The sequence below is a fragment of the Halomonas sp. 328 genome (assembly GCF_015645095.1).
Classification (GTDB): Bacteria; Pseudomonadota; Gammaproteobacteria; order Pseudomonadales; family Halomonadaceae; genus Bisbaumannia.
This window is the reverse complement of sequence record NZ_JADOTW010000055.1, coordinates 1-8,273: the sequence shown is the minus strand read 5'-3', so window position 1 is coordinate 8,273 and position 8,273 is coordinate 1. Positions and strand designations below refer to the sequence as shown.

General features: G+C 51.9%; 8 protein-coding genes. All 8 read left to right on the top strand.

The features are described from left to right. The first annotated feature begins 178 nt into the window (after positions 1 to 178). The 8 genes from IHD13_RS17665 (at position 179) to IHD13_RS17630 (ending at position 7,950) form a co-directional block, all read left to right on the top strand. Positions 179 to 1,120: a glycosyltransferase family 2 protein gene (locus IHD13_RS17665; protein WP_195862350.1), complete on the top strand. Its 942-nt coding sequence runs from the start codon at positions 179 to 181 to the stop codon at positions 1,118 to 1,120. 191 nt (positions 1,121 to 1,311) lie between these two features. Next, positions 1,312 to 2,157 (top strand): glycosyltransferase, encoded by an 846-nt coding sequence (locus IHD13_RS17660; RefSeq protein WP_195862349.1) that lies wholly within the window; start codon positions 1,312 to 1,314, stop codon positions 2,155 to 2,157. Between the two features lie 16 nt (positions 2,158 to 2,173). After that, positions 2,174 to 3,307: a glycosyltransferase gene (locus tag IHD13_RS17655; RefSeq protein ID WP_195862348.1), complete on the top strand. Its 1,134-nt coding sequence runs from the start codon at positions 2,174 to 2,176 to the stop codon at positions 3,305 to 3,307. Positions 3,308 to 3,349: 42 nt separating this feature from the next. Beyond that, complete coding sequence (locus tag IHD13_RS17650; RefSeq protein WP_195862347.1) at positions 3,350 to 4,276, top strand: hypothetical protein; 927 nt, start codon at positions 3,350 to 3,352, stop codon at positions 4,274 to 4,276. Next, the gene (locus IHD13_RS17645; RefSeq protein ID WP_195862346.1) at positions 4,273 to 5,199 is read left to right on the top strand and encodes an NAD-dependent epimerase/dehydratase family protein; all 927 of its coding nucleotides are present in this window, start codon (positions 4,273 to 4,275) and stop codon (positions 5,197 to 5,199) included. The genes IHD13_RS17650 and IHD13_RS17645 overlap by 4 nt, the downstream gene beginning before the upstream one ends. Beyond that, positions 5,196 to 5,747, top strand: coding sequence for a sugar transferase (locus IHD13_RS17640; RefSeq protein ID WP_195862345.1), 552 nt, complete (start codon positions 5,196 to 5,198; stop codon positions 5,745 to 5,747). Before IHD13_RS17645 ends, IHD13_RS17640 begins: the two co-directional genes overlap by 4 nt. Positions 5,748 to 5,766: 19 nt before the next feature. After that, on the top strand, positions 5,767 to 6,762 hold the full coding sequence (locus IHD13_RS17635; protein WP_195862344.1) for an NAD-dependent epimerase: 996 nt from the start codon (positions 5,767 to 5,769) through the stop codon (positions 6,760 to 6,762). 21 nt (positions 6,763 to 6,783) lie between these two features. Then, positions 6,784 to 7,950 carry a nucleotide sugar dehydrogenase gene (locus IHD13_RS17630; RefSeq protein ID WP_195862343.1) on the top strand — a complete coding sequence of 389 codons (1,167 nt, stop codon included), beginning with the start codon at positions 6,784 to 6,786 and terminating at the stop codon, positions 7,948 to 7,950. Positions 7,951 to 8,273 lie beyond the last annotated feature (323 nt).

Below are 8,273 nucleotides of genomic sequence, written 5' to 3'. Positions count from 1 at the left end.
ACCCGCCCTGGTATTTCTGGGCGAGTATTCAGGAGCACTGGACACATCAGGTGCTGCGCTTATTGGTTGAATTCAGGGAGGTCCCCTTGCCGCCTATGTTGTCATGTGTTTTTTATAGTAAGTGAGTCTATCTTGGTGGCTGATAGAGATTAGTCTTTAGCGCTGGGAGTGCTAGGTAATGGATGAAAATAAAATTATTGAATTTCACCCTAAGGTTTCAGTTGTGTGCGCTTGGTATAACCGTGCCGACTATATATGTGATACTATTGATAGTTTGTTGGCCCAAGACTTTGATAGTTTCGAGGTGATAGTTATTAACGATGGCAGCTCTGATCCGCGTGTTCGAGAGATATTAAATAGCTATTCCGATGCACGCCTGAGAGTTGTTCATCAGGAGAATGCTGGGCTTACTACTACTCTTGTTAGGGCTGTTAATTTGTCTAGAGCCCCTTTTGTAGCCATACAAGGAGCTGGAGATATAAGCTATCCGACTCGCTTGAAGAAGCAGTTTGAAGCATTTGAAAGACACCCAGAGATTGCTATTGTAGGATGCTATTATGATGTCGTGGATCTTAATGGCGGGTCAAAGAAGAAAGTAACTCTCACGGCGCCTCCGGTAGGTGCTCTTCGTAAAATGAGGTTCTCTCATGGGGAGTTAATGTATCGAAAAGAAGTTTATGATAATGTGGGAGGCTATCGAGAGATCTTTGATGTCGGGCAAGGTTCAGATTTGTGGATGAGAATGTTGCGGAAAAATAGAGCTTTTGTTGTATGCTCACCTTTGTATCAGCAAAGAGTTTTTGAGGATGGCGTTTCTAATAATTATAGTAAGCTAGCGGCAAGGAGTATAATGAGTGCTGTGAGGGTGGAAAACGAAAAAATTTATCGTAAGTGTGGAGTGGACTATATAGAGCAGTTTGGCTTGGCATCGGTTGCTATTTTATCTTCTAGGTTTAGGGTGAAGTTGCAGGTTGCAATGGCGCAAAGCTATTTGATGTTGAACAAAAAGACAAGTGGCTTTCATGGCCTTGAGACTGGGTTTGTTGTTAAGTTTTTGATGGGCTTGATTTATTTTTATAGAATTTTTAGTAGAGCTAAGCATAAAGGAGGCGCTAGATAGGGGCTTACACACAGCGTGGTTCGCCGTCTGATGGAGGCTAATTGGTGATTTTTGACATGACCTATACGGCTTTCTGGCAGATGTTCTTGCTGCATAATGTATTGATGGGTTTTTCCTGATGTGGTTGTGGGTTAACCATAAAACATATCTCATTTTTTGGTGATTTTAAATTGGCTTCATGTGGAAGTAAGTTGTTTAATATTGGTTTTGATCCACTGGTTAGTGTTTATCTTCCTACTTATAATAGATTGGCCCTTCTTAAAAGGGCTGTGGAGTCCGTTCTTTGCCAAACTTATAAGAATATTGAGCTGATAGTTGTTGATGATGGCTCTGATGATGGAACGCAAGAGTACTTAGAAGACCTCTCAAAAAATGATGGCAGAGTAAGGGTTTTTTACAAGTCTCAGTTCGATAAAAAAAAAGGTGCTCCAGCAAGTAGAAATATCGCGATCATCAATGCCAATGGGAGATATGTTACGGGCCTGGATGATGATGACTACTTTCATAAGGACAGGATAAGAGTTCTTATGGGGCATGTAAATGAAGGGTATTCATGCGTTGCTTCTAATTGGTATAGAATTCATGGGGAAAACTTTTCCAGAAATTCATACTTGAAGAGAGTGGTATCATATAAAGATCTTTTTTATGGAAACTTTCTTGGTACGCAGGTTCTGGTTGAGCGTAGCAAGCTTATGGAAGCTGGCCTGTTTGATGAGGAACTTAGAGCTTCGCAAGATCTGGATATGTGGATTAGGCTAACGAAGCTCCATGGTGATGCATTGAGGCTGCGCTCACCTCTGTATTACATGGATGTTTCACACCAGGAAAAGCGAATTTCTGCTTCCGATGCAAGAGCTGTTGGTACATATCAATTCATAAATAAGTACAAGGGAGAGATGTCTCATGGCCAGATAGTTTATAAGCAGGACTCAATGGGGGATAAGCCTAAGAGCAGGTTTGAAAAAGTTTTGTCTATTAAGGATTATGGGCTTAAGATTGTTGTAAATATAGTAAGATCAAAATTGAAAATCATCTAGGGTTTTTGGTGGGCTTGTGAGTAAAGAGAAAATTCTTCATGTGATAACAAGCTTGAATGATGGTGGGGCCGAAGCCGTTCTCTACAGGCTTGCTTGCTCAGATAAAATTTTCGATCATCACATTATTTCAATGATGGGGATGGGTAAGTACGGCGAAAAATTAAAAGAAGCCGGTGTCGAAGTAACATGTCTGGATATGCCGAATGGTAGGATTACCTTTAAAGGTGTTTTCAGGTTATTTAGGGTGTTTCGTGCAGAAAAGCCGGATGTTGTGCAAACCTGGATGTATCACGCCGATCTCGTTGGAGGGTTGATTGCCAGGTTATCTGGGGTGAAGAGTATATTTTGGAATATTCGGCATTCTGAATTGCTTCCAGGAAAGACAAAGCGAACTACAATCCTAGTGGCGAGAGCCTGCGCCTTTTTAAGTCGTTGGGTGCCAAAAACGATTATTTGCTGCGCCGAGAAGGCAAGATCGGTACATTCAGAGTATGGCTATGCTCGCCATGAAATGGTTGTTATACCTAATGGATATGATCTGGAGAGGTTTTACCCAGACAAATCTAAACGGGATCACTTGAGAGATTCGCTCGAGATTGAAGAGAGCACTGTGGTATTCGGAATGGTTGGTCGCTTCAATGTCCAGAAAAATCACCTTGGATTATTGAAGTGCTTATCTGGGTTGAAGGAAGAAGGGGTTGACTTTTGCTGCCTTCTTGTCGGCAAGGGTATGGATAATTCTAATGTGCAGATTCGAGAATGGCTTGAAACCTTGGGGTTGAGTGAGGAAGTGGTCTTGTTAGGCCAGCAAGAAGATGTTCCATCATTGATGAATGCATTAGATGTTCACCTGCTTTCTAGCTCATTTGGCGAAGGCTTTCCTAATGTTATTGCTGAGGCAATGGCGTGTGGAAAACCTTGTATAACAACAGATGTAGGCGATGCTAAATTGATAGTCGGAAATACTGGGTGGGTGGTTCCTGTGGATAATGAGAAGGCATTCGTTTTATCCATGCTTTCTGCTGTAGAAGAGATTAGAGGTGATCCTGAGCGATGGGCTGAGCGCAGCGTGGCGGCATCCAATAGGATTGTTGAAGAGTTTAGTCTGGGAGAAATGGTGAAGAAGTATCATTCTGTCTGGAAGTCTTGACTTCTTGCTTAAATTAATTCTTTTTAGATGAAAGGGGGAGGGGTGAAGAAGATTAGTGAGGTTTTTCTTCTCAATGATAAAAAAGACTTAAATGCTCGGTATCGATCTGCGCTTGAATCTGCCATTCGGGCCTCTGGTGCAGTGGTGAAAAGTAAAGGGGTCTATGAGAGCATCCTCTCACCATTCAAGATTTTTTTTGAGATTCTTTATTCGCGCCCGCTGGTGGTTTCCTCTAATATAAAGTCAAACCTTTTTTTTCTTTCACTTCCTTGGATTAGAGGGCTTGTTATACTGAATGGGGTGGGGCGATACAGGGAAATAAGAGTTTTCCGTCAGCTTCTTATTTTTTTGTTCTTCATCAATGCAAGAAAGGTTGTGGCCATTCAGTCGTACTCTGACTATCGATATTTTAGGCGATATTCTTCATCGCGACAAAGGTTGCGTTGGGTGCCTGGTTCTGGTGGAAGCCAGAAAGAATTTGGCACTAGACAGGGGGTGGTTCTTGTTCAACGGGATAATAAACTTCCTCTGGTCTTCCCGAGTGTGAGTGACTTTCTCAAAAAAACACATTTTAATGGCGCGCTGTTTGTTGTCGGCTGCAATAATATAACTGATCTCGAGAGTCTTTTTGACTCGGTTCAGTGTGAAGTTGTCAATATTGGTTTTGTTCCCCAAGATGATATTTTTCATCATGGAGATGCTTTTTTGCAGCCCTCAGGTTATGGCGAGGGGTTTCCGCATACTCTGGCGGATGCGATAGCAAGTAGAATGAAAATATATATCAGTAAGCTTGAGTATCTTCGCTATGGATTGAGAGAGATGGAGTTTCAGGTAGATCCTGTTGCCGATGGCTGGCTTCAGCTGGTGCCAAGCGAGGCTGCGGCTAAAATGGTTTCTGAGGAAAGTGTTACTAACTCTTATCTGGAAGCCCTTGACTCATCGAGTGGTTTGATAAAAGGCTACCCATGACAATTCTTGTAACGGGCGCGAGTGGCTTCGTCGGCAGCCAGGTGTTGAGCTACCTGAACGCCTGCAACAGGCATGAGGTGATCGGCTGTTCCCGATCCGGCGAGCATGGCTTGCGGGTCTCGCCGGAGCTGTCCGAAGGTGCCGATTGGTCCGAGCTGCTATCGAACGTCGAGGTGGTAGTCCATGTCGCCGGCCTGGCGCATGATCCCTCGGCCTCCTTCGGGGCGTACCAGCGGGTCAATGTTCGCGGAACGCTGGCCCTGGCGGAGCAGGCGGTCGAGGCGGGGGTAAAGCGTTTTATCTTTATCAGCTCCATCGGTGTCAATGGTCACAAGACGACGGGCGACGCCTTTACCGAGCGAGATACCCCTAATCCGGGTAACGACTATGCCCGCTCGAAGTGGCAGGCGGAGCAGGCCCTGCGGGACTTCGCCGCGACATCGGGGCTGGAGGTGGTGATGATCCGTCCTCCCCTGGTCTATGGTCCCCAGGCGCCGGGCAACTTTGGTATGCTGACCCGCATCGTAGGCAAGTCCCTGCCATTGCCCCTGGCGGGCATCGACAATCGTCGCTCTTTCGTCTCGGTCTGGAACCTGGCGGATCTGATCCGCTGCTGTATTGACCACCCCGAGGCGCCGGGGCAGGTGTTTCTCGTGTCGGATGGTGAGGATGTCTCGACGAGCGACCTGCTAAGCAAGCTGGGCGAGGCCTCGGGCCGTCCGGTGCGACTGTTTCGGGTGCCGGCCTGGTCATTGAGGCTTCCGGCGACCCTGCTGGGCAAACGGGGCATCTATGATCGCCTCTTCGACTCCTTGCGGGTCGATAGTCGTTATGCACAAACGCGGTTGGAGTGGCGCCCACCCCTGGGGCTCGATGAGGGCCTGCGTCGCTGTTTTTCCTCCAAAGACAAGGCCGGTCAATGATTCGACTCCTCGATATTCTGCTCTCCCTGTTTGGCCTGGTGGTCAGCGCGCCGCTGCTCCTGGTGCTATGGATCATCGGTTATTTCGATACCGGCTCGCCGCTGTTCCGTCAGGAGCGGGTGGGGCGACGGCAGCGCCCCTTTACCCTGGTGAAGTTTCGTACCATGAAGCCCGACACGGCCTCGGTGGCGTCACACCTGGCCGATGCCTCGGCCGTCACTCCCTTTGGCCGCTTCCTGCGTCGTACCAAACTCGATGAGCTTCCCCAGCTGTGGAACGTGCTGAAGGGGGAGATGAGCCTGGTGGGGCCACGCCCTTGTCTTTTCAATCAGCAGGAGCTGATCGAGGAGCGCCAGCGTCGCGGGGTATTCGAGGCCCGCCCCGGTATCACCGGCCTGGCTCAGGTCAACGAAATCGATATGTCCACCCCGACGCTGCTGGCCGAGACCGACCAGAAGATGCTCGATGATCTGACGCTTCGCCACTATTTTCGCTATATCGTCCAGACCGTGCTCGGCAAGGGCAAGGGCGACCGTATTCGCCAGTAACACGCGCAGGGATCCGTTCATGAAACTTCTTATAACCGGCATGGCGGGCTTTATCGCCCATGCGGTGGCCAAGCGACTCAGTGGCCACGGCCATGAGATCGTCGGCATCGACAACCTCAACGACTACTATGACGTGGCGCTGAAGCAGGCGCGACTGGACGACCTGGCCGGGTGCGGCGATGTGCGCTTTATCGAGCTGGAGCTGGCCGATCGGGACGCCATGGCCGGGCTCTTTGCCGAGGAGGGCTTCGACCGTGTGATCCACCTGGCGGCCCAGGCGGGGGTGCGTTACTCCCTGGAGAATCCCCATGCCTATGCCGACGTGAACCTGGTCGGACACCTCAATGTGCTGGAGGGGTGTCGGCATCACCGGGTGGGGCATCTGGTCTATGCGTCCTCCAGCTCCGTCTATGGCATGAACGCCAAGGTGCCGTTCTCCACCGCCGATGCGGTGGATCACCCCGTCAGTCTCTATGCGGCCACCAAGAAGGCCAACGAGCTGATGGCCCACACCTATTCCCACCTCTATGGCGTGCCCACCACCGGCCTGCGTTTCTTTACCGTCTACGGGCCCTGGGGGCGGCCAGACATGGCGCCCTTCAAGTTCACCAAGGCGCTGCTGGAGGGGCGGCCCATTGCGGTGTTCAACCACGGCGACATGTCACGCGACTTTACCTACATCGATGATATCGTCGAGGGGGTCGTGCGCATTCTCGAGGTGGTGCCCGAGCCGGGCACCAGTACCGCCAGCCCGGACGCCAGCACCGCCCCCTATGCCCTGTACAATATCGGCAATGGTAGCCCCGTGGCGCTGATGGACTTTATCCGCGCCATCGAGACGGCGACGGGGTGCCCGGCCCAGTGTGACTTCCAGCCCATGCAGCCCGGCGACGTGCCGCGAACCTGGGCCGATACCGAGGCCCTGTTCCAGGCGACCGGCTATCGCCCCCAGGTGGGGGTGGAAGAGGGCGTGCAACGCTTCGTGGCCTGGTACCGCGAGTTTTACGCTATCTAAGCATCGAGAGAAGGACGTGGAATGAAAATCGCCATTGCCGGGACCGGCTATGTGGGCCTTTCCAACGCCATGCTGCTTGCCCAGCACAACGAGGTGGTGGCGCTGGATATCGTGCCCGAGAAGGTGGCCATGCTGAATGACCGGCGCTCGCCCATCGAGGATGCCGAGATCAGCGACTTCCTGGCCAACCGCAAGCTCCATTTTACCGCCACCCTCGACAAGGAGGCGGCCTACCGCGGCGCCGACTTCGTGGTGATCGCCACCCCCACGGATTACGACCCCGAGACCAACTACTTCAATACCTCGACGGTCGAGGCGGTGATCGAGGACGTGATGGCCATCAACCCCGAGGCGGTGATGGTGATCAAGTCCACCGTGCCGGTGGGGTATACCGTCGAGGCCAGCGAGCGCTTCGGCACGGATAACCTGATCTTCTCGCCGGAGTTCCTGCGCGAGGGCAAGGCCCTCTATGACAACCTCTACCCATCACGGATCATCGTCGGCGAGCGCTCCGCGCGCGCCGAGGCCTTCGCCGGTCTGCTCGAGCAGGGGGCAGTGAAGGACGAGGTGCCGGTGCTTTTCACCAACAGCACCGAGGCCGAGGCGATCAAGCTGTTCGCCAATACCTACCTGGCCATGCGGGTGGCCTACTTCAACGAGCTGGACACCTACGCCGAGACCCATGACCTGGATACCCGTCAGATCATCGAAGGGGTGGGACTCGACCCGCGCATCGGCAGCCACTACCACAACCCCTCCTTCGGTTACGGCGGCTACTGCCTGCCCAAGGATACCAAGCAGCTGCTGGCCAACTATCAGGAGGTGCCCAACAACCTGATCCAGGCCATCGTCGATGCCAACACCACCCGCAAGGACTTTATCGCCGAGTCGGTGATCAAGCGGAAGCCCCGGGTCGTCGGCGTTCATCGGCTGATCATGAAGGCCGGCTCCGACAACTTCCGGGCCAGCGCCATGCAGGGGGTGATGAAGCGGATCAAGGCCAAGGGCATTGAGGTGGTGGTCTATGAGCCGGTGCTGAAGGAAGACGAGTTCTATGGTTCTCGGGTAATGCGTGACCTGGAGGCCTTCAAGCGGGAGTCGGACCTGATCCTGGCCAACCGCATGGTCGATGAGCTGGCCGATGTGGCCGACAAGGTCTATACGCGGGACCTGTTCGGCAGCGATTGATGGCCTGACTGCCACTCCTTGAAAAGCGGGCAAGCGCCGATGAGGCGCTTGCCCGTTTTTTTATGGTTTATTCCAGGTCAGCGTGAATCCACGAGATAACCAATCTCCGGTAAGCCGTTGTAGCCGCGGTCCGACATCTCAGCGATGGTTAGGCAAATCGCCTGCTGAAGCAGGCTCCTACCACCCCGGCGACCTTGCAATGGTATTCACGCCAGAGTACGACAACCGTTTTTATGCCGTCTTTTCCGGTTCTTCGTCACTTCATGTGGATTTGGCCTGATCGGACAAGCGGCCCACGGGGCTGCCAATCAGGTAGATCATCG

Excerpts from the sequence above, each read along its gene's own strand:
- IHD13_RS17665 (WP_195862350.1), top strand. The coding sequence starts at position 179 with ATGGATGAAAATAAAATTATTGAATTTCACCCTAAGGTTTCAGTTGTG.
- IHD13_RS17645 (WP_195862346.1), top strand. The coding sequence starts at position 4,273 with ATGACAATTCTTGTAACGGGCGCGAGTGGCTTCGTCGGCAGCCAGGTG.
- IHD13_RS17640 (WP_195862345.1), top strand. The coding sequence starts at position 5,196 with ATGATTCGACTCCTCGATATTCTGCTCTCCCTGTTTGGCCTGGTGGTC.
- IHD13_RS17635 (WP_195862344.1), top strand. The coding sequence starts at position 5,767 with ATGAAACTTCTTATAACCGGCATGGCGGGCTTTATCGCCCATGCGGTG.
- IHD13_RS17630 (WP_195862343.1), top strand. The coding sequence starts at position 6,784 with ATGAAAATCGCCATTGCCGGGACCGGCTATGTGGGCCTTTCCAACGCC.